The organism is Ruegeria sp. BG6 (assembly GCF_056538465.1).
The window spans coordinates 106116-130040 of sequence record NZ_JBQFTB010000014.1 but is presented as its reverse complement, the minus strand read 5'-3'; the positions used below and the strand labels follow the sequence as shown (position 1 = coordinate 130040).

General features: G+C 59.2%; 25 protein-coding genes. 11 read left to right on the top strand and 14 right to left on the bottom strand.

Going from position 1 to position 23925, the window contains the following annotated elements; all coding sequences use genetic code 11:
* Position 1 precedes the first annotated feature (1 nt).
* From ACR0JW_RS20265 to upp, 4 genes are read left to right on the top strand one after another with little or no spacing between them, the layout of a single operon-like run.
* Complete coding sequence (locus tag ACR0JW_RS20265; protein ID WP_170682355.1) at positions 2-1309, top strand: thymidine phosphorylase; 1308 nt, start codon at positions 2-4, stop codon at positions 1307-1309.
* A complete protein-coding gene (locus ACR0JW_RS20260; RefSeq protein WP_170682356.1) occupies positions 1306-2517 on the top strand; it encodes a phosphopentomutase in 1212 nt (403 codons plus the stop codon). The genes ACR0JW_RS20265 and ACR0JW_RS20260 overlap by 4 nt, the downstream gene beginning before the upstream one ends.
* On the top strand, positions 2514-3500 hold the full coding sequence (locus tag ACR0JW_RS20255; RefSeq protein WP_170825340.1) for an adenosine deaminase: 987 nt from the start codon (positions 2514-2516) through the stop codon (positions 3498-3500). The genes ACR0JW_RS20260 and ACR0JW_RS20255 overlap by 4 nt, the downstream gene beginning before the upstream one ends.
* Positions 3497-4129 (top strand): uracil phosphoribosyltransferase, encoded by a 633-nt coding sequence (upp, locus tag ACR0JW_RS20250; protein ID WP_170682358.1) that lies wholly within the window; start codon positions 3497-3499, stop codon positions 4127-4129. Before ACR0JW_RS20255 ends, upp begins: the two co-directional genes overlap by 4 nt.
* Before the next feature lie 107 nt (positions 4130-4236).
* Here the strand turns inward: upp and ACR0JW_RS20245 are convergent, their stop codons facing one another.
* Positions 4237-5250 (bottom strand): hypothetical protein, encoded by a 1014-nt coding sequence (locus ACR0JW_RS20245; RefSeq protein WP_170682359.1) that lies wholly within the window; start codon positions 5248-5250, stop codon positions 4237-4239.
* A gap of 152 nt (positions 5251-5402) precedes the next feature.
* On the opposite strand from ACR0JW_RS20245, the gene ACR0JW_RS20240 reads away from it, so the two are divergent.
* The 3 genes from ACR0JW_RS20240 to ACR0JW_RS20230 all read left to right on the top strand — a co-directional run bounded on the left by ACR0JW_RS20240 (position 5403) and on the right by ACR0JW_RS20230 (position 7942).
* A complete protein-coding gene (locus tag ACR0JW_RS20240; RefSeq protein WP_170682360.1) occupies positions 5403-6338 on the top strand; it encodes a DMT family transporter in 936 nt (311 codons plus the stop codon).
* Positions 6339-6361: 23 nt separating this feature from the next.
* Positions 6362-6985 (top strand): sulfotransferase family 2 domain-containing protein, encoded by a 624-nt coding sequence (locus ACR0JW_RS20235; protein WP_480714363.1) that lies wholly within the window; start codon positions 6362-6364, stop codon positions 6983-6985.
* A gap of 231 nt (positions 6986-7216) precedes the next feature.
* Positions 7217-7942, top strand: coding sequence for a Hint domain-containing protein (locus ACR0JW_RS20230; protein ID WP_170682362.1), 726 nt, complete (start codon positions 7217-7219; stop codon positions 7940-7942).
* 52 nt (positions 7943-7994) lie between these two features.
* Here ACR0JW_RS20230 and ACR0JW_RS20225 read toward each other — a convergent pair whose 3' ends face one another.
* The 8 genes from ACR0JW_RS20225 to ACR0JW_RS20190 all read right to left on the bottom strand — a co-directional run bounded on the left by ACR0JW_RS20225 (position 7995) and on the right by ACR0JW_RS20190 (position 15950).
* On the bottom strand, positions 7995-10193 hold the full coding sequence (locus tag ACR0JW_RS20225) for a 3-hydroxyacyl-CoA dehydrogenase NAD-binding domain-containing protein (RefSeq protein WP_170682363.1): 2199 nt from the start codon (positions 10191-10193) through the stop codon (positions 7995-7997).
* Complete coding sequence (locus ACR0JW_RS20220; protein WP_170682364.1) at positions 10190-10675, bottom strand: cupin domain-containing protein; 486 nt, start codon at positions 10673-10675, stop codon at positions 10190-10192. The genes ACR0JW_RS20225 and ACR0JW_RS20220 overlap by 4 nt, the downstream gene beginning before the upstream one ends.
* Positions 10675-11886 (bottom strand): acetyl-CoA C-acetyltransferase, encoded by a 1212-nt coding sequence (locus ACR0JW_RS20215; RefSeq protein WP_170682365.1) that lies wholly within the window; start codon positions 11884-11886, stop codon positions 10675-10677. The genes ACR0JW_RS20220 and ACR0JW_RS20215 overlap by 1 nt, the downstream gene beginning before the upstream one ends.
* 11 nt (positions 11887-11897) lie before the next feature.
* On the bottom strand, positions 11898-12536 hold the full coding sequence (locus tag ACR0JW_RS20210; protein ID WP_170682366.1) for a glutathione S-transferase: 639 nt from the start codon (positions 12534-12536) through the stop codon (positions 11898-11900).
* A gap of 276 nt (positions 12537-12812) precedes the next feature.
* On the bottom strand, positions 12813-13025 hold the full coding sequence (locus ACR0JW_RS20205) for a hypothetical protein (protein WP_170682367.1): 213 nt from the start codon (positions 13023-13025) through the stop codon (positions 12813-12815).
* 55 nt (positions 13026-13080) lie between these two features.
* Positions 13081-14862 carry an acyl-CoA dehydrogenase C-terminal domain-containing protein gene (locus ACR0JW_RS20200; RefSeq protein ID WP_170682368.1) on the bottom strand — a complete coding sequence of 594 codons (1782 nt, stop codon included), beginning with the start codon at positions 14860-14862 and terminating at the stop codon, positions 13081-13083.
* Positions 14863-14902: 40 nt separating this feature from the next.
* Positions 14903-15304, bottom strand: a complete 402-nt coding sequence (locus ACR0JW_RS20195) for a MerR family transcriptional regulator (protein WP_170609557.1) — start codon at positions 15302-15304, stop codon at positions 14903-14905.
* A 277-nt stretch (positions 15305-15581) separates the two neighbouring features.
* Positions 15582-15950 (bottom strand): MerR family transcriptional regulator, encoded by a 369-nt coding sequence (locus tag ACR0JW_RS20190; protein ID WP_170619491.1) that lies wholly within the window; start codon positions 15948-15950, stop codon positions 15582-15584.
* 112 nt (positions 15951-16062) lie between these two features.
* Between ACR0JW_RS20190 and ACR0JW_RS20185 the strand changes: the two genes are divergently transcribed.
* From ACR0JW_RS20185 to ACR0JW_RS20175, 3 genes are read left to right on the top strand one after another with little or no spacing between them, the layout of a single operon-like run.
* The gene (locus ACR0JW_RS20185; RefSeq protein ID WP_480714362.1) at positions 16063-16482 is read left to right on the top strand and encodes a PaaI family thioesterase; all 420 of its coding nucleotides are present in this window, start codon (positions 16063-16065) and stop codon (positions 16480-16482) included.
* Complete coding sequence (locus ACR0JW_RS20180) at positions 16483-17001, top strand: PaaI family thioesterase (protein WP_170682370.1); 519 nt, start codon at positions 16483-16485, stop codon at positions 16999-17001.
* Positions 17002-17007: 6 nt separating this feature from the next.
* Positions 17008-18324: an MATE family efflux transporter gene (locus ACR0JW_RS20175; RefSeq protein ID WP_170682371.1), complete on the top strand. Its 1317-nt coding sequence runs from the start codon at positions 17008-17010 to the stop codon at positions 18322-18324.
* Here ACR0JW_RS20175 and arsC read toward each other — a convergent pair.
* From arsC to ACR0JW_RS20155, 4 genes are read right to left on the bottom strand one after another with little or no spacing between them, the layout of a single operon-like run.
* Complete coding sequence (gene arsC / locus ACR0JW_RS20170) at positions 18321-18662, bottom strand: arsenate reductase (glutaredoxin) (RefSeq protein ID WP_170682410.1); 342 nt, start codon at positions 18660-18662, stop codon at positions 18321-18323. The two genes, ACR0JW_RS20175 and arsC, sit on opposite strands and share 4 nt — an antisense overlap.
* Entirely contained in the window at positions 18659-19717 is a 1059-nt protein-coding gene (locus ACR0JW_RS20165) for a quinone-dependent dihydroorotate dehydrogenase (RefSeq protein WP_480714361.1), read from the bottom strand. Before ACR0JW_RS20165 ends, arsC begins: the two co-directional genes overlap by 4 nt.
* The gene (locus ACR0JW_RS20160; protein WP_480714360.1) at positions 19714-20145 is read right to left on the bottom strand and encodes a DUF1330 domain-containing protein; all 432 of its coding nucleotides are present in this window, start codon (positions 20143-20145) and stop codon (positions 19714-19716) included. Before ACR0JW_RS20160 ends, ACR0JW_RS20165 begins: the two co-directional genes overlap by 4 nt.
* Complete coding sequence (locus tag ACR0JW_RS20155) at positions 20142-20480, bottom strand: DUF952 domain-containing protein (RefSeq protein WP_170682374.1); 339 nt, start codon at positions 20478-20480, stop codon at positions 20142-20144. The genes ACR0JW_RS20160 and ACR0JW_RS20155 overlap by 4 nt, the downstream gene beginning before the upstream one ends.
* Positions 20481-20589: 109 nt before the next feature.
* On the opposite strand from ACR0JW_RS20155, the gene ACR0JW_RS20150 reads away from it, so the two are divergent.
* Positions 20590-22167 carry a bifunctional metallophosphatase/5'-nucleotidase gene (locus tag ACR0JW_RS20150; RefSeq protein ID WP_480714359.1) on the top strand — a complete coding sequence of 526 codons (1578 nt, stop codon included), beginning with the start codon at positions 20590-20592 and terminating at the stop codon, positions 22165-22167.
* A 66-nt stretch (positions 22168-22233) separates the two neighbouring features.
* On the opposite strand, the gene ACR0JW_RS20145 is transcribed toward ACR0JW_RS20150, so the two are convergent.
* Positions 22234-23886 carry a tetratricopeptide repeat-containing sulfotransferase family protein gene (locus ACR0JW_RS20145; protein WP_170682376.1) on the bottom strand — a complete coding sequence of 551 codons (1653 nt, stop codon included), beginning with the start codon at positions 23884-23886 and terminating at the stop codon, positions 22234-22236.
* Positions 23887-23925: the final 39 nt, after the last annotated feature.

Sequence of the window (23925 nt, the reverse complement as noted above, 5' to 3'; positions counted from 1 at the left end):
TATGGACGCCCGTTCGATCATCGCAAAACTGCGCCGGGGTGACGTTCCGACCAGTGCAGAGCTGAACTGGTTCGCCCAGGGTTTGGCCGATGGTGCCGTCAGTGACGCGCAGGCCGGGGCGTTTGCCATGGCAGTTTGCATGGGCAGTCTGGGCGCGCAGGGCCGCGCCGATCTGACCGTCGCGATGCGCGACAGTGGAGAGGTGCTGAGCTGGGATCTGGGCGGCCCGGTGATCGACAAGCACTCGACCGGTGGGGTCGGGGATTGTGTCAGCCTTGTGCTGGCGCCGGCGCTGGCCGAATGCGGGGCCTATGTTCCGATGATCTCTGGGCGGGGTCTTGGCCACACCGGCGGGACACTGGACAAGCTTGAGGCCATTCCAGGGGTCAGCACCCAAATCAGTCAGGACCGGCTGGAGCAGATATTGCGCGAAACCGGTGCGGCCATCGTCGGTGCGACCGGTCAGATCGCGCCTGCGGACAAGCGCCTTTATGCGGTGCGCGATGTGACGGCGACGGTGGAAAGCCTGGATCTGATCACGGCGTCGATCCTGTCGAAAAAGCTGGCAGCGGGCCCGGATGCGTTGGTGCTGGACGTGAAGGTCGGTTCCGGTGCGTTCATGAAAAAGCTGGATGATGCCCGAAATCTGGCGCAGGCCTTGACCGAAACGGCAAACGCCGCCGGGTGTCGCACGTCGGCAGTGATTACCGATATGAACCAGCCTCTGGCCTCGGCGCTGGGCAATGCGCTGGAAATAGCCGAGGTGATGAGGGCGATGACCAGCGGCCAACCGACACCGCTTGCCGAGCTTTCCTCCGAATTGGGTGGTGTGTTGCTTAAAGATGCGGGAATGTATGCCTCGATTGACGAGGGGCGCAGGCAAATCGCCGATGTGATCCGGGATGGTCGGGCGGCGGACCGATTTGGCCGCATGATGGCGGCGGTGGGCGGTCCGGTTCATCTTGTCGAAAACTGGGAACGCTTTCTGCCCGAAGCGAATGTCATTCAGGAAGTTGCGGCCCAACACAGCGGCTATATCACAAGCATAGACGGCGAGGCGCTGGGTCTGGCTGTCGTCGCGCTGGGTGGCGGGCGGCAGGTCGAAGCCGACGTCATTGACCCGGCAGTGGGCATTTCTGACATCGTGCGATTGGGGCAGCAGGTATCCCAGCGGGAGCCACTGGCGGTGGTGCACGCCGCACGCGAAGACGCGGCCCGGCAAGCCGCAGAGGCGATTTTGCAGGCCATCGCGATCAGCGAAACGCCCGCACCGATCCCCGATCTCGTCCATGAAAGGATTACCGCATGAGACGGGCTTTCCTTGTCGTCATGGACTCTGTCGGTATTGGCGGCGCAACGGATGCGGATCAGTTTTTTAACGGCGAGGTCCCTGATACGGGTGCAAACACCGTAGCCCATATCGCGCAGGCCTGCGCGGAAGGGCGCGCAGAATATGGTCGATCGGGTCCGCTGCACCTGCCCAACCTCGACGCGCTGGGGTTGGGAGCGTCTGTGCGTCTGGCCTCGGGCGATGAAACACCGGGGCTCGAGGTCGAACCAACCGGCCTCTGGGGCTGCGCGCACGAACATTCGCTGGGCAAGGACACGCCTTCGGGCCACTGGGAACTGGCCGGACTGCCGGTGCCGTGGGACTGGCGCTATTTCCCGGACACCACGCCCGCATTCTCCGCTGATCTGAGCCGCGCGGCGGCAGAGGCGGCCGGAACAGACGGGATACTGGGCGATTGCCATGCATCGGGTACGAAAATCATTGCCGAACTGGGAGCCGAACACATGCGGACGGGCTGGCCGATCTGCTACACCTCGGCCGACAGCGTGTTCCAGATTGCCGCGCATGAAGAAAGCTTTGGCCTCGACCGTCTGCTGCAGATGTGCCGGACGCTGGCCCCGATGCTGCATGACATGAAGATCGGCCGCGTTATCGCGCGCCCGTTTATCGGCTCGCCCGAGGACGGGTTCACCCGAACCACCAACCGCAAGGATTTTGCCATTCTGCCGCCCGCGCCGGTTTTGACAAACTGGGCGCAGGATGCCGGACGGCACGTTCACGCTGTGGGCAAGATCGGCGACATTTTCTCGATGCAGGGGATTGACACCTTGCGCAAGGGCTCGGACTCCGAACTGATTGGGCACCTGTCTGATCTGGTGGACGAAGCTGAAGACGGCAGTCTGACCTTTGCCAATTTTGTCGAGTTTGACAGTCTCTATGGACATCGCCGCGACATCAGCGGCTATGCCCGCGCGCTGGAATGGTTCGACCGCGAAATCGGCGCGATCCTGATAAAACTGCGCCCGGGTGACCTTATGGTGCTGACCGCCGATCATGGAAATGATCCTAGCTGGACCGGCACAGACCACACACGCGAACAGGTGCCGGTGCTGATCGCAGGGCGGGGCGTGGGGCAGATCGGTGCGGTCAATTTCGCCGATGTCGCCGCCAGCATCGCGCATCACCTGAACATTCCGGCACATGGACCGGGACGGAGTTTTCTATGACTGTCGCAGACCTGCCCAAGATCGAGTTGCATCTGCATCACGAAGGCGCGGCCCCGCCCGCCTTCATTCGCCAACTTGCGCATGAAAAACGCATTGATCTGAGCGGTATTTTCAAGCCCGACGGCTCCTATGACTTCCGCGATTTCGCCCATTTCCTGAGCGTTTATGAGGCCGCTTGCGAAGTGCTGAAATCGCCCGAGGATTTCCGTCGACTGACCCTGGCAATTCTGGAGGAAAGCGCTGCCAATGGTGTGGTGTATTCGGAAACCTTCCTGAGCCCCGATTTCTGCGGCGGTGGCGATGTGCACGCCTGGCGCGATTACCTGAATGCCATTCAGGACGCCGCGGATGAGGCTGAGCGCAAGTTCGACATCACCCTGCGCGGCGTCGTCACTTGTGTTCGCCATTTTGGCCCGGACAAGGCGAAACTCAGCGCCCGTTGCGCGGCCGAAACCTCAGGCGATTGGATCACGGGCTTCGGCATGGGCGGCAACGAAGGGGTCGGCGCGCAGGGCGATTTTAAGTGGGCATTTGATTGCGCCCGCGAGGCAGGATTACGGCTGACCACCCATGCGGGTGAGTTTGGCGGACCGGACAGCGTGCGCGATGCGGTGCGCGCACTGGGGGTCGAGCGGATCGGACACGGTGTGCGCGCCATCGAAGACCCCGACCTGATGTATGAACTGGTCGACCGGGACATCACGCTTGAGGTTTGTCCGGGGTCCAATGTGGTGCTGGGCCTGTATCCGGATTTCAGCGCCCATCCGATCGCAAAGTTGCGCGATGCGGGCGTCAAGGTCACCGTCTCAACCGACGATCCGCCGTTTTTTCATACCACCATGCGGCGTGAATATGAGATGCTGAACGCAGCTTTCGGCTGGCAGGCCGAGGATTTCAGCGCAATGAATGATACGGCCCTCAATGCGGCCTTCTGTGATGAAGACACCCGTTCGAGGGTCCAAAAAAGACTGGAGAAAACATGAGCGAACATCTGACCGTCGTTGATCATCCGCTGGTGCAGCACAAATTGACGCTCATGCGGGACAAGGGCACATCGACCGCTGTTTTCCGGCAGTTGCTGCGGGAAATCACCCTTTTGCTGGCCTATGAGGTCACGCGCGAACTAAAGCTGACGACCCGCAACATCGAAACCCCGATGGAGGAGATGGACGCGCCCATTCTGGCCGGTAAGAAGCTGGCATTGGTGTCGATTCTGCGCGCTGGCAACGGGATGCTGGACGGTGTGCTGGAATTGATCCCGTCGGCCCGCGTGGGTTTTGTGGGTTTGTATCGCGATGAAGAAACGCTGAAACCGGTTCAGTATTACTTCAAAGCGCCCGAAGGACTGAAAGACCGCCTGGTCATTGCTGTGGATCCGATGCTGGCCACAGGCAACAGTTCAGCCGCCGCGATTGATCTGCTGAAAGAGGCAGGCGCGACCGATATCCGTTTCCTCTGTCTGCTGGCCGCGCCCGAAGGCGTCGCGCGGATGAAAGAGGCCCATCCGGATGTGCATATCGTGACGGCCGCGCTGGATCGCGAACTGAATTCCAAGGGCTATATCATGCCCGGACTGGGCGACGCCGGCGACCGGATGTTCGGTACCAAATAAGCTGTCTGCGGCGTTTCGGGTGTAAGGTGAGGCACGAAATCCCTCCCCCGCCTACGGCGTTTTCGGGGTATTCGTGTCGGAGAGTGTTCAGGTAAATCCCGAACGCTTTATTCACCACAGATGTTTTGCAGCCGGACCCAGTCGCGGTCAGGCAGGACCTGCTCCTGGGATCGGCCCGCCATCGGGTCGGCCTCGATCAGGCCCAGAACCGTTTCGCCAGTGATATCACGCGCGTAGGCGTAAGGTGTCGAGGGCAGGGCCGCCTGAGCGAACACGGCCAGCAGTTCCTGATCGGGCAGGGATGGGCGCGGTTCCGAAAGGACCTGCTCGGTATAACTGTCGATGATCTGCGGTGTCAGTTCACCGGTCGTCAGCAACCGGAATGCGGTTGTCGGGCCGGTGCGGTCCAGCAGGTCATCAAGCGGGTCATGTGCCTCGGACCGGGCGCGTTCGGCGATGACATATCCTGCCGCCACGGCCGGGTCTTCATGATCCTCGACCAGCGTTCGGCTCAGCAGCACCGTGCCGCCGGGCAGGCTGAGGCTGTTCTGCACCCCGGCAGGCAGGATCACGATCTGCCGCACTCCGGTCCTTTTTGCCAGCATATCCAGCGCGGCCTTGGCATCTTCCGACGCACAGGCGCGCCCGGAGACCCTTTCGATGCGTTGCAGGATGATATCGCCGATGTCCTGCCGCTTGATCTTGGGAACGACTGAAATAACGTGGCTTTGCAAGGCAACCGGCAACCAGAGCAACAGCAGGGCCGCCACGGCGGCGACTACCCCGCCGACACTCAGCCAGCGCAGTCGGCCAGGGTGCGGACGTGACCGGTCGATTGCACGTTGCAGCCTGTCGATCGCTTCGATCATCGTGGTTTCGGATTCGGCCAGTTCCAGCGTTTCATCCGGGTCGCCGTCAGGGTTGAAAATGGCCGGGTAGCCGCCCGGATTTTGCCGCTCCAGCGCGGCCAGGGACCAGTGGGTCAGCGCACGGTCATTGAAATCCGATATCGTCAGCGTGGCCTCGCCAATCGAGACGACCACCTCGCGCCGCTGCATATCGGGCGAGGGCCGCCACAGACCGGTGGCTTCGATCCGCTGGTACTGTTTTAGGGCCGTCATCGGGGCGAGGTCTGCTCAAAATTATTTTGATCCAGCTTAGCATGATAAATTTACGCGGCGCAAACCTGTTGAACCGTATTTGGCACTTGCGCCCGGTACCCGGATACGGGGAAATACGCGGCATCCGGCAGCGAAGGCGAAAATTGAACAGAATGCAGACAGGCAACCCATCTTCACCCGTTTTGGCCGCTGGCCTCATGATTGGCGCAATGGCCATCATCGGGGTGATCGACAATGTCGTGGTTCTGGTGGCCGAAACGATCGGTCTGTGGCAATTCCATCTGAGCCGCGCATTGTTGATGCTGCCGCTGGTGCTTCTGTTGTCACTGCTTGGGTTGGGCGGATTGCGCCCGATCCGCCCGGGCATTGTTCTTTTGCGAAGCGTCCTGATGACGCTGGCCATGCTGTTTTATTTCTCGTCGCTTGCTTTGATGCCGGTTGCACAAGCGTTGGCGGGGTTGTTTACGTCCCCGATTTTCGTGTTGCTGATTTCGGCCTTTGGTCTGCGGCAGAAAATCGGGCCCTGGCGAATTCTGGCTGCGCTGCTCGGGTTTCTAGGATTACTTCTGGTTCTGCAACTCAATCCGGCGGATTTCGATGCCAGAACCCTGATGCCGGTCGCAGGCGGGTTTTTCTATGCGCTTGGGGCGATCCTGACACGGTCCCACTGCGCGCAGGAAAGTACGGTCGTCATGCTGGGAGGGATGGTAATTACACTTGGTATTGCTGGCGCGCTGGGGCTGACGGGGTTTTCGATCTTTCCGGTCGGTGCGGAACCGGGCCCGGAAGGGTTCGTGACCCGCGGCGTGGTCTGGCAGATACAACCCTCGCTTCTTTGGGTGGTGGTCCAGGCCGTAGGGTCAACCATTGCCGTTTTCATGCTGATCAAGGCGTATCAGGTTGGTGAGCCATCCTATGTCGCAATTTTCGAATACTCGGTGATGATCTTCGGTCCTGCGTTTGCGTGGGCGGCCTTCGGCCAATCGATCGATGGCATCCAGATCGTCGGTATCGGGCTGATCGTGCTGGCCGGCGCCCTGCTGGGCTGGCGTTCGATGCGCGCGTCGGCGGAACAGGCCGTGGCGTGATCGTTTCCCGGCGCAGATCGTATGTGTTTGTCCACATCCCCAAAACGGGGGGCACGTCGCTTGCATCGGCGCTGGAACAGAGGGCGACGAAGGATGACATCCTGATCGGAGACACGCCCAAGGCGCGGAACCGTCATCGACGGCAAAAGGACTTACGGGCCAAGGGCCGGTTGTGGAAACACTCCACCCTGGCGGATATCGACGGGCTTGTCCCGCCCGAGGCGTTGGAGCGCATGTTCACTTTCACGCTGGTCCGCAACCCCTGGGATCGGCTTGTCAGTTACTACCACTGGCTGCGGGACCAGAAATTTGACCACCCCGCAGTGTCGCTGGCAAAGGTGTCATCATTTGAAGAATTCTTGCTGAACCCGGCCACGCTTAGGTCAATTCAGGCGCATCCCGCGCGGCGCTACATGACGCGGGCAGATGGGCACGAGCAGTGCCGAGCCTTTATTCGGCTTGAGAAGTTCGAGGAGGATGCTGAACCGTTGTTCGCGCATCTCGGTTTCAGGCTGACCCTTCCGCATCTCAACGGGTCCGAAAGAGAGGTGGATTATCGGCAGTACTATTCCACGCGAACCCGAAATGCGGTGTCGGATGCCTGCGCGGAAGATATCGGAAGATTCGACTACCGGTTCCACTCCTGATCCCGTCACCGTTTCCGAATTTCCGGCAAGCCTGTGAAAAACAATCGCATTGTTTGCTGATTGTGGGTCAATTGGGCCGGAACAGGCTCAATTCGGGCTAAAATATGTCAAAACTAAGACAGCGCGCCTGATCACATGATACCCACGTTTCAATGTTTATCTGTGCCAAGGGGGGTTGGGCACGTGTTTGAAGTAGTGAGTGTTACTGATTTATCAGATCATGCGCGGAAGATGGACGACGTCCTGTCGCGCAATGCAACGTTGTCGCGCCGGGGCGGGTTTGTCCACGGCACCAAGATTGCAACGACCCGAGGCTGGAAGCCGGTGGAACGCATTGCGGCAGGTGATCTTGTCCGAACATTGGACCATGGTTTCAAGGAAGTACGCCGAATTGCGACTGACAGGGTGAGCATCGCAACGGGCGAAACGCGCGCAGAATATCTGCCCGTCTACGTGCCGTCGCGTGCGGCGTTTAATGGGCGTCCTGTCTGGCTGATGCCAGAACAGGGGGTCGCGCTGGACACAAGCCGGATTGAACCGGGCACCGAAGGCGTGTCTGTGATCCCGGCCCGGATGCTCAGCGGGATGTGCCGGATGACCTCGCAGGCACCGTCCACAACCTTCGATGTCAGCACGTTTTTTTTCGATTGTGACGAGGTGGTCTTCCTTGAAGGCGGGTTGCAGGCCTATTGCCCGGCAAGTCGCTTTGGATCGCGCGGGTCCCCGGATCAGCCTTCATACCAGATCGCCGAGGCGCAGGACGCCGACCACCTTGTCGATCTCATCGCATACAAGGGCGAACTATCAGCCCTTGCAAACCCGTTGGGTGCGCTGCCCGCGCCCATCCCGCAAGAACCGATTTTTCCCGTCAGGCCACAGTTGGGAGTGCGCCGCCCGGGAAGACCCGGCAGGCCGAATGTGCCAGCCCTGTTCTTGCGGCCTGAATGGCAGACCTAACCAAACACTAAGAAAACGATGCAGGCGCGTATTACGCGCCTGCATCACTTGTTTAGGCGGCCTTGGCCTCGGGCGCGAAGCGGCCATAGAACGTCTGGCCCTTATCGGCCATCTCACGCAGCAGCGGCGGGCAGGCGAACCGTTCGCCGTATTGCGCTGCCAGCTGGTCGCAGCGTTCGGCGGCGTAAGGTGCGCCAATGATGTCCAGCCAGCTTAGTGGGCCACCGGACCACGGGGCAAAACCCCACGCCAGAATGGCACCCACGTCACCTTCGCGTATATCCTCCAGAACGCCTTCTTCCAGCGCGCGCACCGCTTCCAGAACCTGTGCGAACATCAGGCGTTCCTGCACCTCGATCAGGTCGGGCTGATCTTCGGCCAGCGGGTATTTGTCCTGCAGACCTTTCCAATACCCGACGCGCTTGCCCTTTTCGTCATAGTCGAAGAAGCCTGCATTTGCCTTGCGGCCCAGACGTCCCTGTTCTTCCATCCAGAAGATCAGATCGTCCGAGGGGCTTTCGGGATAGGCATCGCCCATCGCCGCCTTGGTCGCGCGGGCAATCTTGGCGCCCAGATCAATCGAGGTTTCATCGGTCAGCTGTACCGGCCCGACCGGGAAACCCAGTTGACGTGCGGCGTTGTCAACCAATGCAGGGCTGACGCCCTCGGTAATCATGCGCGCACCTTCGTTGATGTACGGGATGATGCAGCGGTTGCAGTAGAAGAACCGCGCGTCGTTGACGACGATCGGTGTCTTCCGGATCTGACGCACATAATCCAGCGCCTTGGCCACCGCACGATCCCCGGTTTCCTTGCCTTTGATGATCTCGACAAGGAACATCTTCTCGACCGGCGAGAAGAAATGGATGCCGATGAACTGATCCGGCCGCACGCTCGCCTTGGCCAGATCGGTGATCGGCAGGGTCGAGGTGTTGGAGGCAAAGATGCAATCTTCGGGAATGATCGCTTCGACCTTTTTGGTCATGTCGGCCTTGACTGCGGGGTCTTCGAATACCGCTTCAATAATCAGGTCGCAGCCTTTCAGATGCTCCAGATCGGGCGTCGCGGTGATGCGGGCCAGCATGGCTTCTTTCTTGTCAGCCGTGACCTTGCCGCGCTTGATACCTTTGTCCAGGTACGCTTCGGTATAGGCCTTACCCTTGTTGGCGGCCTCCTGATCGCGGTCGATGAGAACGACTTCCATCCCGGCCTGAGCGGACACCAGCGCGATGCCCGCGCCCATCATGCCCGCGCCCAGAACACCGATCTTCTTGACCGACTGGTCCGGCACACCCTGAGGTCGCACTGCGCCTTTCTCCAGCGCTTCCTTGTTCAGGAACAGGCTGCGGATCATCGCTGACGAGGACGGGTTCATCAGGATCGAAGTGAACCAGCGCGCCTCGATTCTCAGGGCTGTGTCGAAATCGACCAGAGCACCCTCGTAGACCGCGCTCAGCAGGGCCTGAGCGGCCGGGAACGCGCCTTGTGTCTTGCCGTTGACCATCGCCGAAGCGCCAACGTAGTTCATGAAGCCAGCCGGATGGTACGGCGCGCCACCAGGCATCTTGTACCCTTTTGCATCCCAAGGCTTGACCAGATCCGCATCGCTGGCGTTCAGCACCCATTCCTTCGCGGCGGCCAGCGGGTCTTCGACGACCTCATCGACCATTCCTGCACCCTTGGCCTTGTTCGGCTCCAGTGTTTTGCCTTCCAGCAACAGCGGAGCCGCACCAACGGCACCCAGCTTGCGGACCATGCGGGTGGTTCCGCCCATGCCCGGGAAGATGCCGATCATGATTTCGGGCAGGCCGATCTTGGCCTTCGGGTTGTCGGCACAGAAAATGCGATGGCAGGCCAGCGGCACCTCAAGCCCGATCCCAAGCGCGGTACCGGGCAGGGCAGCGGCAATCGGTTTGCCACCTTTTTTGGTCTTCGGGTCCATTCCCGCCAGTTCGATCTTACGTAGAATGCGATGCCCGTTCATGGTGAAGTCGAACATGGCCTGCGCCGGTTCATCGCCCGACTTCTCCCGGATCGATCCCAGCACGTTCAGGTCCATACCGGCGGCAAAGCTGTCCTTGGCCGAGGTGATAACCGCACCCTTGATGTTGTCATCTGACAGAACCTGATCGATCATCTCTTCGATCAGGGCCAGCGCCTCGACGCGCAGGATGTTCATGCTTTTCTCGGGTACATCCCAGGTGATGATGGCAACGCCGTCGGCGTCCACTTTCATGGTGAAATCAGTCATGTCTCGTCTCCGATCTGGTCAGCCGTCAGCGGGCTGCCGTCTTTGCGGGTGAAGCGAAAGCCGTGGGCATCGAACTTCACCATCATGTCTATGTCGCTATAATATCCGGTCTCGGTCGGGGTCCGCGTGCCCACCACCAGAAAGGTCGCGGGCGCATCGGTTTTGTTTACTAGGTGATGGCCATTGGCCTCACCTGCGGGCCAAGCGGCGCAATCGCCGGGCTGCATCTCATGCTCGCCATCGTCATCGATCAGCACGCAGGTGCCGCTGAGCATGATGGCAAATTCGTCCTGCTCCATGTGGTAGTGGCGCAGCGAGGACATGCCCTGCGGCTCGAGCCGCACGACGTTGACCCCGTATTGAGTCAGCCCGCCCGCATCGCCAACACGCTGCACGAAACGACCGGCGGCCGCCTCGGCCAGCTTGCCGGGATAGGCCGAGCCACCCTTGAACGGGATCTGAGAGAGATCCAGCTTGGGCATCAGACCCGCTCGATAATGGTTGCCGCACCCATGCCGGATGCAATGCAGAGCGTTGCCAGACCGGTTTCCTTGTCCTGACGCTCGAGCTCATCGAGAAGCGTGCCGATGATCATCGCACCGGTCGCACCCAACGGGTGACCCATCGCGATCGAGCCGCCGTTGACGTTGACCAACGCCGGGTCGACGTCAAACGCCTGCTGGAAGCGCAACACGACCGAGGCGAAGGCTTCGTTGACTTCGAACAGGTCCAGATCGCCGATCTTCATGCCGTTGTCGGCCAGGATTTTTTCGGTGACCGGAACCGGGCCGGTCAGCATGATGGTCGGGTCGGTGCCGATCTTCGCGGTTGCCTTGATGCGCGCACGTGGTTTCAGGCCGTATTTCTCGCCAAATTCCTTGTTGCCGATCAGAACCGCGGCCGCTCCGTCCACAATGCCCGAGCTGTTACCTGCGTGGTGGATGTGATTGATTTTTTCCAGATGCGGGTATTTGAGCATGGCCACCTTGTCGAAGCCGGGCATCTGCTCACCCATCATCGCAAACGAGGGGTTCAGCGCGCCAAGGCTCTGCATGTCCGTGCCGGGGCGCATGTATTCGTCGCGGTCTAGAATGGTCAGCCCGTTCTGGTCCTTTACGGTGATAACCGACTTTTCGAACCGGTTGTCTGCCCATGCTTCCGCGGCACGTTTCTGCGATTCAACCGCCAGCGCGTCGGCGTCATCACGGCTGAAGCCATATTCCGTCGCGATGATGTCGGCCGAAATGCCCTGCGGGACGAAATACGTGCTCATCGCCAGAGACGGATCAACGGCGATGGCGGCACCATCGCTGCCCATGGGCACGCGGCCCATCATTTCGACACCGCCAGCGATGTACGCGTCGCCAGCACCGCCTTTCACCTGGTTCGCAGCCAGGTTCACCGCTTCCATCCCAGAGGCGCAGAAACGGTTGATCGCCAGGCCGGGGATCGACTGGTCCAGATCGGACGCCAGCACGGCCGAGCGTGCCAGACAGCCGCCCTGTTCCATCACCTGCGTGACATTGCCCCAGATCACGTCCTCTACGGCGTGGCCTTCGAGGTTGTTGCGCTCTTTCATCGCGTTCAGGGTCAGGGCGGACAGGCGCACCGAGGTTACCTCGTGCAGGCTGCCATCCTTGCGGCCCTTGCCGCGCGGGGTGCGCAGAGCGTCATAGATATAGGCTTCGGTCATGGGTCTTCTCCTCAAGCTCGATCCGACGGGTTGCCGGGCATCAGGTCATAGGGGTGTTTCCAGCCGGGCTGCTCGCTGAGGCGTGTCAGCCAGACGTCGATATTTGGCCAGTCGGCGCGGTCGAAACCGAATGGTTCCGGATAATACAGGTAGCCGCAGCAACTGAGATCTGCATTTGTCACGCCGTCGCCGACCATCCAGTCGCGACCGGCCAGATGCTGGTTCAGAATCTCGTATGCCGCCTTAAGCCGACCTTGATTGAACGCGATCACATCCGGGTTGCGGTGCTTTTCCGGCAAGAAATTTATCAGAAAACGAGTGAGGCCAGCCATTGAACTGAGTTTGTGATTATCCCACAACACCCAACGGAAAATCTCGTAATTTTCTTCCCGGTTCCTACCGCCAAACTTCCCTGATTTCTCAGTCACATATGCTTGAATCGCACCGGACTGACTGGTGCGGAAATCGCCATCGATCAGAAAGGGCGCTTCGCCCATTTCGTTGGCCTCCGCGCGAAATTCACGCGTGCGGGTCTCGCCATTGAAGAAATCGACAAAGACCGGCTCCCACTCCAGCCCCGACATCTCCAAGGCCAGCGCCGCTTTGTAGGAGTTCCCGCTTTCTCCGAAACAATGCAGTTTGATAGTCATGCGATTACCCCTCCCAAGGCGCATGTGGTCAGGTTGGAATTGAGTATTTTGGAAAAGATGAAGAGCCGACATTTACCTTTGATCAACCTTGGTCTGTTTCAATCAACATGCGGTACAGGCTGGAGAGCCGATGACCGCAAAAGGTGAAGTCGTCCCTGTCCTGATGGCGAGTGCGCCCGGTGGCAGGGGCGCATCAGGCCTTCATCTTTTCAAAAATACTCCCGCCGGAGGCGTCCGGCCTCGATGCCATCGCAGGCGAAGAATCGTCGTATTGCCTCACCGCTTTCGCGCATCCAGTTCGGAATTGAATATGCGCAGCCGGTGAGTTAGGTTCTCCTCATCTATGACACTGTTGAAATTCTCGAACAGAAAAGACAGCGCTTCACCCTCGTCCAGCCCCGCTTCGCGGGCGAAACCCTTGAGACGGCGATATCCGTCTTCGGTCATTGCAACCGGAAAGCGGCGGGTTAAGCGAAAGCGTTTCGGCATGTCATGTCCTCCGGTAAGCTGGGTCCGGGCAGTGTTACCCGGACCCAGACTGTGATCAGAAGTTCGCCGCGTCCAGAGCCATGACGGTGTCCGCGCCGGTCTGAATGCGCGAAAGATGCATGGACGTGGCAGGCAGACGGCGCGCCATGTAGAAACGACCGGTGTTGATCTTTGTCTCGTAGAATTCTTTGTCCGAGGCACCACCGTCCAGAGCTTCCTGTGCGGCCTTTGCCATTTTCGCCCACATCAGACCCAGGCAGACATGGCCGAACATGTGCATGAAGTCATACGAGCCGGACAGCGCGTTGTTCGGGTTCTTCATGCCCTCCTGCATGAAATACATACCCGCGGCTTGTAGATCCTTGGACGCAGCTTTCAGCGGCTCGATGAAGGCTTTGTCATAAGCTTCGTCCTTGCCATCGTTTTCCTTGCAGAAAGATTTGACCATTTCAAAGAAGGCCATGACATGCTTGCCGCCATCCTGTGCCAGCTTACGGCCCACAAGGTCCAGCGCCTGAACGCCATTCGCACCTTCGTAGATCATCGCGATCCGGGCGTCGCGTGTGTATTGCGACATGCCCCATTCCTCGATGTAGCCGTGGCCACCATAGACCTGTTGGGCCTGAACGGTCATGTCATAGCCTTCATCCGTCAGGAAGCCTTTGATGACCGGTGTCAGCAGCGAGATCAGCCCGTCCGCGTCTTTGTCACCTGAGCGGTGCGCCTTGTCGATCATGGTCGCGCCCCAGAGGATGAACGCACGTGCACCCTCGGTGAAGCTTTTCTGATCCATCAGGTTACGGCGGATGTCGGGGTGAACGATCAGCGGATCGGCGGGGCCGTCCGGGTTCTTCACACCTGTTACGTCGCGGCCCTGCAGGCGGTCTTTGGCATATTCGACAGCGTTCTGGTACGCAGCTTCGGCCTGAGACAGGCCTTGCATGCCCACACCCAGACGCGCTTCGTTCATCATGGTGAACATGGCGCGCATGCCTTTGTGCTCGTCGCCCAGCAGCCAGCCGGTCGCCTCGTCATAGTTCATGACGCAGGTCGAGTTGCCGTGGATGCCCATCTTCTCTTCGATCTTGCCGACCGAAACGCCGTTTCGCTCACCCGGGGTGCCGTCCTCGTTGACGATGAACTTGGGCACAATGAACAGTGACACGCCCTTAATGCCCTCGGGGCCACCGGGGATTTTGGCCAGTACCAGGTGGATGATATTGTCGGCCATGTCGTGATCGCCAGCCGAGATAAAGATCTTCTGGCCCGAGATTTTGTAGCTGCCGTCGTCCTGCGGTTCCGCTTTGGTGCGCATCAGACCCAGATCGGTACCGCAATGCGGTTCCGTCAGGTTCATGGTGCCAGTCCATTCACAGCTGACCATGTTGGGCAGGTACATGTTCTTCTGCTCGTCGGTTCCGTGCGCCAAGATCGCAGACGCCGCGCCGTGCGTCAGGCCCTGATACATGGTGAATGCCTGGTTGGAGCCCGAGAACATCTCGCCCACGGCAGTTCCGAGAACATAGGGCATGTTCTGACCGCCATATTCTTCCGGCATGTCGAGGCCCGTCCAACCGCCTTCCTTCATCTGCTCGAAGGCATCTTTGAACCCGGATGGCGTATAGACGATACCGTTTTCCAGCCGACATCCTTCGGTATCGCCAACCACGTTCAGCGGGTGCAGAACATTTGTGGCGATCTTGCCCGCTTCCTCCAGCACGGCGCCGGTGAATTCGGCCTCCAGATCGGAATATCCCGGAATGTCCGAGGTCGAGACTTTCAGTACATCATGCAAAATGAACTGTGCGTCTTTGATTGGCGCGTTGTAGACGGGCATGTGAAGCTCCCTTAATTCAGATGTCCGGGGGCGGGCGAAATTATTCGGCCGCCTTCTTTTCCTGTTTCATCGAGACGATGACCTTTTCGCCCCAGCGCAACTGCTCTTTCAGATCGTCGATGGCCTGTGTCAGTTCTTCACGGCGTGCTTCCATGTCTGCCAGACGTTCGCACGCGATCTCATAGGTGCGGGACATCTGTGTCAGTTGCTGATCACCGACGTGATACAGGTCCAGAAGCTGCCGGATTTCTTCCAGGCTGAAGCCAAAGCGCTTGCCACGCAGAATCAGTTTCAGACGGGCACGATCGCGTTTGGTGAACAGACGTTTCTGGCCTTCACGGATAGGAAACAAAAGTTCCTTGGCCTCGTAAAACCGCAAGGTACGTGGTGTGACATCATAGGTCTCGCACATTTCGCGGATTGTCATCAGGTCTTCGGTCATGGTTCAAACTCTCATCACTGGCGTCGTGAAAAAGATTTGCGCAGTTGATGGGCTTCTTACAACATGCAGATGACGTTTACGTAATGCGAACGCTACGTCACAAAAAAGTTGACGTAACATCCGTTCGCGTAAATCCGTGTTTCGGTAATCTTCTTTCCCTTGGGTAAGGGGAAATCTCGCGATTCCACGCTGCGTGCATCGCCGTGCCCCACAAGAAAAATCCCGCGGCAGGACCACGGGAGCTAAAGCTTCGACCGAAATGACGCTTGAAAGGTTGTCAGCCCAGAGAATTGGCCGTCTGGTCGCGCAGTTGCTTGAGGGCGTCCATGGCTTCGTCCAGTTGCTGCCTTTGCTGGCGCAACTCCTCCATTTGCCGGTCAGCCATTTCCACAAAAGTTGCCATCTGGGCCTGGTTGCCCTGATGTTCATAGATCAGCAGCCACTGCCGGATCTCTTCCAGCGGGAACCCGAACTTGCGTCCGCGCATGATCAGCGTCATGCGTGCACGCTCACGGGGGCCGTAATACCTGGAGCGGCCTTCGCGGTCAGGTTGCAGCAACTCGATATATTCGTAGTAGCGCAGGGTACGGGGCGTTACGTCGAACTCGGCGCACATTTCTTTGAATGACAAACGGGTGTCGGACATTCCTCATCTCCTTGCCTGCAACCTATGGAGTCGTAGCGGCAAGCGCAACAGTCGGGCTTGCCCTTTCTCTGAACTGACGATCATAAAGGGCGCGGAAGAAGGGAAAGACCGAATGGTAGAAAAATTGGGTTTCGCGCGCCAGTTCATCGAGGCGATTCCACATGCCAGGGCATTGGGCATGGAGCTGACGTATATCGGTGCCGGAGAGGCCGAGATCACCATGCCATATAACGCGGACCTTGTCGGGGACCCGCGCACCGGCGTCATTCATGGTGGGGCGGTGTTCGCTCTGCTGGACACCTGCAGCGGCGCGGCTGTCATGAGCCACCCGTCCGCGCCGGGTGCCACGGCGACAATTGACCTGCGCATTGACTACATGCGGGCGGCCACGCCGGGGCAGAATATTACAACGCGCGCCAAATGCTATCACATCACGCCCAATGTGGCCTTCGTGCGCGCGACCGCAACGGATGACGATCAGGACCATCCTGTCGCAACCGCATCGGGGTCTTTCACCGTGGAGGGCAGGTAAATGGCGCGCAATCGACCGGAGCCGATGCAGGTGGTCAAGAACCGCCGGGACGCCGCACTGAACGCCATGGTCGATGGGGTGCCGTATATCCGGTTTCTCAACATCACCTTCGACCGGCGTGGGGATGAACTGACGGGTGTTCTGAATTTTGACGACAAACTGATTGGCAATCCGCTGCTGCCCGCGCTGCACGGTGGGGTCACTGCCGCATTTTTGGAGGTGACCGGCGTGATCACCCTGTGCTGGGAGACCGTGTTTCACCGCATCGAAAGCGGAGAGATGAGTGCCGAAGACATTCGGGATGCCAGTTTGCTCCGATACCCGAAAACCATCGATTTCACGGTCGACTACCTGCGTTCGGGCTTGCCGCGCGATGCCTACGCCCGCGCTTACATCAGCCGTTCCGGGCGGCGTTATGCTTCGGTCCGGGTCGAGGCGTGGCAGGACAACCATGCGCGTCTGTTCGCGCAGGCTTCGGGGCATTTCCTGATGCCGCAATCGGATTCGGACGAAGGATAGCCTTGGATGCGGGATGCCTCGGCACCCATCACACACAGACGGGTGCTGAAGATCGCAGCACCTATCGTTCTGTCCAATGCCACTGTCCCGATACTGGGGGCGGTGGATACTGGTGTTGTCGGGCAGATGGGGCTGGCCGCCCCGATCGGCGCTGTCGGTATGGGTGCGGTCATCCTGTCGGCCATCTACTGGATATTCGGCTTTCTGCGGATGGGCACCACGGGTTTGGCTGCACAGGCGCGCGGGGCCGGAGACACGGCGGAAACCGGTGCGCTGCTGATGCGCGGTTTGCTGTTGGGCGGCGCTGCGGGGCTGTTTTTCATTCTGACGCAGGTCTGGGTGCTGTGGGGGGCATTTGCCCTGTCCCCCGCAAGCCCCGAAGTCGAAGCGCTGACTCGGCAATACCTGGAAATCCGGATCTGGGGTGCCCCGGCGACAATTGCGCTTTATGCCGTTACAGGCTGGCTGATCGCGATCGAGCGGACGCGGGGCGTATTTGTGCTTCAGGTCTGGATGAATGGCCTGAATATCCTGCTGGATCTGTGGTTCGTGCTTGGGCTGGGCTGGGGCGTCGAGGGCGTCGCGCTGGCGACACTGATCGCCGAATGGACCGGGTTGGCCCTTGGGCTATGGCTCTGCCGTCAGGCATTTGCCGGCAATCAGTGGAGAGACTGGCCGCGCATTTTCGACGGTACACGGCTGCGGCGGATGATGCAGGTGAACGGTGACATCATGGTGCGGTCCGTCCTTTTGACCGGATCGTTCACCACTTTTCTTTTTGTCGGATCAGATCTCGGCGACGTCAATCTGGCCGCCAATCAGGTTCTGCTGCAGTTTCTGGAAATCACAGCCTTTGCGCTGGACGGTTTTGCCTTTTCGGCCGAGGCGCTGGTCGGCGGGGCGGTCGGGGCAAAGGACCGTTTTCAGGTGCGGCGTGCGTCCGTGATGGCGTCACAATGGGGCGTAGGCGGCGCTTTCGCGCTGGGTCTGGTTTTCTATCTGGCAGGACCCGCGCTAATCGATGTGATGTCGACCTCGCCCGAGGTGCGTGAGGCCGCGCGCGAATTTCTGATCTGGGCTGCGATTGCCCCGGTGATTGGCGTGGCCAGCTGGATGTTCGACGGTATCTACATCGGCGCGACCTGGACCCGGGACATGCGCCAGGCGATGATCCACTCGGTCGGGATCTACGTCCTGTCCCTGTTCATTCTGGTGCCTGCATTTGGCAATCACGGGCTGTGGGCTGCGCTGATGGTTCTGAACATCGCGCGTGGCGTCACGCTGGGATGGCGCTATCCGAAGCTAGAGGCGCAAGTCGCTTAAAGCAGGGTCAACAGGTTTTCGGGCGGACGCCCGATTTCGGCCTTGTCACCGTGAATGGCAATGGGGCGTTCGATCAGGATCGGGTTTTCGGCCATGGCACGGATCAAGGTATCGTCCGGCGTCGCTTTGTTCAGCCCCAGTTCCCTGAAGCGCTTTTCACCTGTGCGCATCATGTCGATTGCAGCAATGCCCAGTTTCGCCTGCACGGCCCGCAATTCGTCTTCCGTCGGTGCATCTTCCAGATACTTCCGGACACGGGGTTCTGCGCCGTTTTCTTCAAGCAGTGCAAGCCCCGAACGCGATTTCGAACACCGCGGGTTGTGCCAGTATTCCATCACAGCCAATCCTCTCGTTTGCTGCCAACCGCCTGTGCGACATTTTCAAACCCGTCCCGGGCCAGAAGTTCGTCCAGACCCCGGGCGATTTCCGATGCCAGCGACATGCCGCCGTAAACCATGGCCGTATAGAACTGGACGGCCGAGGCACCGGCGCAAATCTTTGCATAGGCCTGTTCCGCGCTGCTGATGCCACCCACGCCGATCAAGGGAATGCGTCCTTCGGTCAGTTGGCTGAGCTGCGCAAGAACGCGGGTCGATTTTTCGAACAAAGGCGCGCCAGACAGGCCACCAGCCTCATCCTTGTGTGCGCTTCTCAGCCCGTCGCGGGACAGGGTGGTATTCGTGGCAATGACCGCGTCAATTCCGGTTTCCAGCGCGATATCGGCGATATCTTGTATCTCTGGTGCCGTCAGGTCCGGAGCAATTTTCAGGAATACGGGAATCGGTGTCGGCAGCGTGTCTCGCGTTTTGACAACACCCGCCAGCAAAGCGCCAAGCGCGGCCTTACCCTGCAGGTCCCGCAGTTTCTCGGTGTTGGGGGACGACACGTTGACCGTGGCAAAATCCAGATGGGCGGCGCAATGGGCCAGTACTTTGGCAAAATCACCGGGGCGGTCGTCGCTGTCCTTGTTGGCGCCAAGGTTCAATCCGATGACCGCATCGCGGGGACGGCTCGCGAGACGGCGAGCCATGACGTCCATTCCTTCGTTGTTGAAGCCGAAACGGTTGATGGCCGCCTTGTCTTCGGTCAGGCGAAACAGGCGCGGTTTCGGGTTGCCCGGTTGTGGACGCGGTGTCACCGCACCGACTTCAATAAATCCGAACCCGGCCCGCGATAAAGGGGCCAGAACCTCGCCATTCTTGTCGAATCCAGCGGCCAGGCCGACCGGATTGGCCAGCGTCAGACCGGCGAACTGTGTGCGCAGGCGTGGTGACGTGACAGGGCCGGCAGCCAGGACCAATCCGGCTTTCAAGGCCCGGATCGACATCCCATGGGCAGTTTCGGGGTCCAGCCAGTGCAGGGCTGACAGCCCAAGCTTTTCGGTCAGTTTCATCCGAAGGTCCCTCCGACCTGTGCTGGCGAACAACGGATCAGCCGCGAGGTCGAAACAGCCGCCTGACGATGCACCACGGCGGTGCGATAAACGGGGTCCGTTACCATCTCAAGGAAGGCGTGCGCGCTGGGATATCGGGCGATGAACACGGCATCCCAGACTTCGTCGGCGGTGCCTATCAAAGTGGATTCAAATCCACGGCGCCACAAAATGGACGCTCCGATGCGGGCGACAATGGGCGCGGTTTCCGATCCGTAGTTCTGGTAGGACTCAGCGCCGGTCAGGCCGGCATCTGCCAGCGCGTGCCCGGAAGGATATTCAGCCTGGGCGCGAAACCTGACCAGGTTGAGCATCTCGATCGGCTGATTGCGATCCAGTGCCTTGAACGCCTCGAACTGCTCACGATCAGGATCGATGAAGCCGATCATACCATCTCCTTGGGGAACTGGTGTAGCTTTCCGTCAAAAGGCAGGGCGCGGGTCCAGATCACATCGGTCATCCGGATCTGCCGGTAAAGGTGGGGAAACAAGGCGCCCCCGCGCGAAACTTCCCATCTCAGATCATCGCCCATGGCGTCGGCGTCGCAGGCCAAGAGGACAAGGCCATCAACTCCGGCAAAATGCTTGGCGGCGGTTTCGGCGGCCTGTTGGGCCGTCGAGAAATGGACAAATCCGTCGGTAACGTCAATCGGCGCGCCGTCTGACGCGCCCTGATCCTGCAGCGTGGCCCATTCATCGGACCTGAAAATCTTGTAAATCAGCATGAGGTGGTGATGCCTTGCACGGCGTGGGGAATCAAGGCGGATTTCCCCCTTTGACTCTTTGTTTCAGTCGGCGCACGATCCCTTCAATCAACGACAGGGAGTTTCATTAATGTTGATCCGTTTTCTGGCATCTACTGCCATTGTGGGCCTGACCGCAGGTGTTGCGGCCGCCGACTACAAGCTGACCATTCTGCACACCAATGACTTCCATTCCCGGTTTGAGCCGATCAACAAATATGACAGCGGCTGCGATGCCGAAGACAATGCCGAAGGCAAGTGTTTCGGCGGTTCTGCGCGCCTTGTGACCGCAGTGGAAGAAGCTCGCGGCCGCGCTGAGAATTCGGTTCTGGTGGATGGCGGAGATCAGTTTCAGGGTTCGTTGTTTTATACCTACTACAAGGGCAAGGTCGCGGCCGAGTTCATGAACCGGCTGGGTTATGACGCGATGACCGTGGGCAACCACGAATTTGACGACGGCCCCGAAGTGCTGCGCGGTTTCGTCGACTCCGTCGATTTTCCGGTTCTGATGTCCAACGCGAACATTGCTGACGAAGAACTGCTGACCGACAAGATCGCGAAGTCGACGGTGATCGAGGTTGGCGGTGAAAAGATCGGCCTGATCGGCCTGACGCCTCAGGATACGGACGAACTGGCCTCACCCGGGCCAAACGTTACATTTTCCGACCCGGTTCCGGCCGTGCAGGGAGAAGTGGACAAGCTGACCGGCGAAGGCGTCAACAAGATCGTTGTTCTAAGCCACTCGGGCTATGGTGTGGACCAGCGCGTGGCGCAGGAAACCACCGGCGTTGACGTGATCGTAGGGGGGCATTCCAATACGTACCTGTCGAACGTGTCTGACAAGGCCGTCGGGCCTTACCCGACCGTCGTGAATGACGTTCAGATCGTTCAGGCCTACGCCTATGGTAAATTCCTGGGCGAGTTGAATGTGACATTCGACGACGACGGAAATGTGATCGAGGCCGTTGGTGAGCCGCTGATCATGGACAACACCGTGACCGAGGATCAGTCCGCGCTGGACCGGATCGCCGAACTGGCGGTTCCTCTGGATGAAATCCGCAACAAGGTTGTGGCCAATGCTGCCTATGCGATTGAAGGCGACCGCGCGATCTGCCGCGTGCAGGAATGCCAGATGGGCAATCTGGTTGCCGATGCAATGCTGGCCCGTGTGGCGGATCAGGGCGTTCAGATCGCCATCGCCAATTCCGGTGGCTTGCGGGCCTCGATCGATCCGGGCGAAGTGACCATGGGCGAGGTTCTGACGGTGTTGCCGTTCCAGAACACATTGTCGACCTTCCAGATCAGCGGTCAGGGGGTCATCGACGCCCTGGAAAACGGCGTGAGCCAGGTTGAAGAAGTCAAAGGCCGCTTCCCGCAGGTGGCCGGTCTGGCCTTCACATGGGATCCGTCGGTTGCCCCGAACGAGGGGCGCGTAACCGAGGTGATGGTGGCCGAGGGCGATGGATTCGTGCCGATTGACCCGGCGGCGACATATCTGGTCGTGACCAACAACTATGTCCGTAACGGCGGTGACGGCTATTCCATGTTCGAAGGCGACGACAAGAAAGCGTATGACTTCGGGCCGGATCTGGCGGATGTCACCGCTGAATATCTGGCCGCGAATGCGCCTTATCAGCCTTATCTGGACGGGCGCATCAAGCAGAAGTAAGCATCCCGGCGACAACGACAAAGGCCGCATCCCCGATGCGGCCTTTTCTGTTCGGTGTGATTTGTGTCAGCTAAGGTCGTATTCCGGCCAAAGCTCGGGATCGAAACCGTTCAGCATCGGCTGGATGTAGTCTGCGACCTGACGCCAGCCGCCGATTGATTTGGTCGAAATCTTCTTTCGAACCTGATCGATGCTGGCTGTGCGCACCTGCTTTTTGTTCTTTTCCGGGTGCATCATCGTCTCGTGCCATTCGAGGCCAAGGAAGTCCGCAACCTGCCGGCTATAGGTTTCGGGGTCAGCGACGAGCTTTTCATACGGTAAGGTCAGAATCCGGTCGCCGAAGATGGTTTCCCAATGGGCGATGTACTTGCGGTACATGTTCGCGGAATGCCCGATTGCTTCCAGATTGGACGCATATCTCATACCCGGTGCCGGGAAGCGCCTGATCCATTTCGACAAACCGACATCGCGCGGATCGCGCATCATATTTATAACTTTCGCATTCGGGAATGCGGAAAGTAAGAATCCTACCTGCTGGTAGTTATGAGGCAACTTGTCGACAAACGCGATTGATGTCTCCGGGACTGGTGGCATCAGGCGGCGGAAATCTCGGGCAAACTCCTCAGCGTCTTTCGCGTCATAGGCTTTGCCTTCATGGATAAAGTCGTAGGACAAGTCCGGCCCTACAGTCAGTTCCCCACACCCTGCGACGTCCGGAATCGAGCTCAGCATCATTTCCATGAGTGTCGTCCCGGAGCGAGGTTGGCCGATGACAAAAATCGGGATCGGCCCATCGATCACCTCGGAGGAGATCGGAGTGTCAATTTCGGGGAACAACTGCACAATGCGCCGAAGTTTCTGGCTTTCGTCGCCGAATTTGTACGGATTCAACTCGTGTTGCAATTCGTTGGCCCGCGCAAACCCGGGCATTGCGGCAGTCAGCCCATGCAGAACGGATGTGATTTGCGCCTTTGCGAACTCAAGTTGCGAGACCGGATGATCACTGTTGTCGATGGCAGCAGCTACAAGCGGTTCCAGGTCGCGCGCGCGGTCCTCGTCGGCCATGTTGGACAATTGCAATAGTGACGCCACATGAGCGGGATCATTGGTGATGATCCGGTCGAGAATCTCGGCGGCATCTTTTTTCTTGCCTTCCTGATGAAGAATCGAGGCTTTTTGGAATGCGACTGCGTTGTCGTCTGGCGCCAGTTCATAAGCGCGATAGGCGTCCTGCCTGCAATTGTCGCTGAACCCAATTCTGTCGTAAGCGCGGGCTCGGGTCGTCAACAGCGTGACATCGTCCGGAGATTTTTTGAGTTTTTCGGTCGCATGCTCAACAATCTCGCGCCAGTTGGATCCTTTGAGTTGGATCTCATCCACAACGCGAACAAGCTCTGCGTTGTTGGGAAACTGCTCCAGCATTTTCTCGGCATAAGCCAGCGCACGCGGGATCTGGCCCGTCTGCATCAGAGCGTTTGCAAGGTTTTCAGCAAACTGAGGGTCATCGGGTTTGCGACGCGCAGCTTCGACGAAATGCGGAATGGACTTCTTGTACTGTTTCAATTCGGTGAAAACAAAACCCGCAATGGCTTGAAAGTCCGTATCCTTTGGAAACTTCTTGATCCCCAACTGCGCTTTTTTAAGTGCCTGCGGCAACTTACCTGCCTCGAGATCACCAAGCGCTTTGCCCTTAAGGGATTTAGCTGTTTGATTTGCCATGTGACCTCGTGTGAACTTGAGCCTGGAGAAAAAAATGTC

Bases quoted from the DNA above. Each gene is read 5' to 3' on its own strand.
- ACR0JW_RS20145 (WP_170682376.1), bottom strand. From the start codon at position 23,886: ATGGCAAATCAAACAGCTAAATCCCTTAAGGGCAAAGCGCTTGGTGAT.
- ACR0JW_RS20205 (WP_170682367.1), bottom strand. From the start codon at position 13,025: ATGCCGAAACGCTTTCGCTTAACCCGCCGCTTTCCGGTTGCAATGACC.
- ACR0JW_RS20240 (WP_170682360.1), top strand. From the start codon at position 5,403: ATGCAGACAGGCAACCCATCTTCACCCGTTTTGGCCGCTGGCCTCATG.
- ACR0JW_RS20175 (WP_170682371.1), top strand. From the start codon at position 17,008: ATGCGGGATGCCTCGGCACCCATCACACACAGACGGGTGCTGAAGATC.
- ACR0JW_RS20255 (WP_170825340.1), top strand. From the start codon at position 2,514: ATGACTGTCGCAGACCTGCCCAAGATCGAGTTGCATCTGCATCACGAA.
- ACR0JW_RS20155 (WP_170682374.1), bottom strand. From the start codon at position 20,480: ATGCTGATTTACAAGATTTTCAGGTCCGATGAATGGGCCACGCTGCAG.
- ACR0JW_RS20225 (WP_170682363.1), bottom strand. From the start codon at position 10,193: ATGACTGATTTCACCATGAAAGTGGACGCCGACGGCGTTGCCATCATC.
- ACR0JW_RS20265 (WP_170682355.1), top strand. From the start codon at position 2: ATGGACGCCCGTTCGATCATCGCAAAACTGCGCCGGGGTGACGTTCCG.
- ACR0JW_RS20230 (WP_170682362.1), top strand. From the start codon at position 7,217: ATGGACGACGTCCTGTCGCGCAATGCAACGTTGTCGCGCCGGGGCGGG.
- ACR0JW_RS20245 (WP_170682359.1), bottom strand. From the start codon at position 5,250: ATGACGGCCCTAAAACAGTACCAGCGGATCGAAGCCACCGGTCTGTGG.
- ACR0JW_RS20215 (WP_170682365.1), bottom strand. From the start codon at position 11,886: ATGACCGAAGCCTATATCTATGACGCTCTGCGCACCCCGCGCGGCAAG.
- ACR0JW_RS20190 (WP_170619491.1), bottom strand. From the start codon at position 15,950: ATGTCCGACACCCGTTTGTCATTCAAAGAAATGTGCGCCGAGTTCGAC.
- ACR0JW_RS20180 (WP_170682370.1), top strand. From the start codon at position 16,483: ATGGCGCGCAATCGACCGGAGCCGATGCAGGTGGTCAAGAACCGCCGG.
- ACR0JW_RS20200 (WP_170682368.1), bottom strand. From the start codon at position 14,862: ATGCCCGTCTACAACGCGCCAATCAAAGACGCACAGTTCATTTTGCAT.
- ACR0JW_RS20220 (WP_170682364.1), bottom strand. From the start codon at position 10,675: ATGCCCAAGCTGGATCTCTCTCAGATCCCGTTCAAGGGTGGCTCGGCC.
- upp (WP_170682358.1), top strand. From the start codon at position 3,497: ATGAGCGAACATCTGACCGTCGTTGATCATCCGCTGGTGCAGCACAAA.
- ACR0JW_RS20185 (WP_480714362.1), top strand. From the start codon at position 16,063: ATGGTAGAAAAATTGGGTTTCGCGCGCCAGTTCATCGAGGCGATTCCA.
- ACR0JW_RS20260 (WP_170682356.1), top strand. From the start codon at position 1,306: ATGAGACGGGCTTTCCTTGTCGTCATGGACTCTGTCGGTATTGGCGGC.
- ACR0JW_RS20160 (WP_480714360.1), bottom strand. From the start codon at position 20,145: ATGATCGGCTTCATCGATCCTGATCGTGAGCAGTTCGAGGCGTTCAAG.
- ACR0JW_RS20210 (WP_170682366.1), bottom strand. From the start codon at position 12,536: ATGACTATCAAACTGCATTGTTTCGGAGAAAGCGGGAACTCCTACAAA.
- ACR0JW_RS20165 (WP_480714361.1), bottom strand. From the start codon at position 19,717: ATGAAACTGACCGAAAAGCTTGGGCTGTCAGCCCTGCACTGGCTGGAC.
- ACR0JW_RS20150 (WP_480714359.1), top strand. From the start codon at position 20,590: ATGTTGATCCGTTTTCTGGCATCTACTGCCATTGTGGGCCTGACCGCA.
- ACR0JW_RS20195 (WP_170609557.1), bottom strand. From the start codon at position 15,304: ATGACCGAAGACCTGATGACAATCCGCGAAATGTGCGAGACCTATGAT.